A 456-nucleotide genomic window follows, 5' to 3' on the forward strand; every position below is an offset into this window, starting at 1 on the left:
GGTGCTGCGTTGGTGGTGGCGCCGGCGGGTGTGGTGGCGGGCGAGGAGCTGGCCGACCTCCTGCGCGAACACCACGTGAACCACGCCCTCCTGCCGACCGCGCTGATGGCGACCGTTCCCGAGGACAACCTTCCTGCTCTGCTTTCGGTGGTCACCGGTGGTGCTGCTGTGGGGGAGGAGTTGTCGCGGCGGTGGGCGCCGGGGCGGGCGATGTTCAATGCGTACGGTCCGACGGAGACTTCGATCTGTGCCACGCTCAGTGGCCGTCTGGTGGCTGGTGGTACGCCGCCGATCGGTGGGCCGATCCTGGGTCAGCGGGCGTATGTGCTTGATGGCGCGTTGCGTCCGGTGCCGGTGGGTGTGGCCGGTGAGTTGTATCTGTCGGGTGGCGGGTTGGCGCGTGGTTATGTCAATCGGCGGGGTTTGACCGCTGAGCGGTTTGTGGCTGATCCGTTT

Annotated in this window: 1 protein-coding gene; it reads left to right on the forward strand. The window is 67.5% G+C overall.

Annotation, left to right across the window (positions count from 1 at the left end; genetic code table 11):
* On the forward strand, positions 1–456 hold a 456-nt coding region (locus MTF65_RS30095; protein WP_243632167.1), incomplete at both ends, for an AMP-binding protein.

Source organism: Streptomyces sp. APSN-46.1 (assembly GCF_022815725.1).
In the GTDB taxonomy this organism is placed as follows: Bacteria; Actinomycetota; Actinomycetes; order Streptomycetales; family Streptomycetaceae; genus Streptomyces.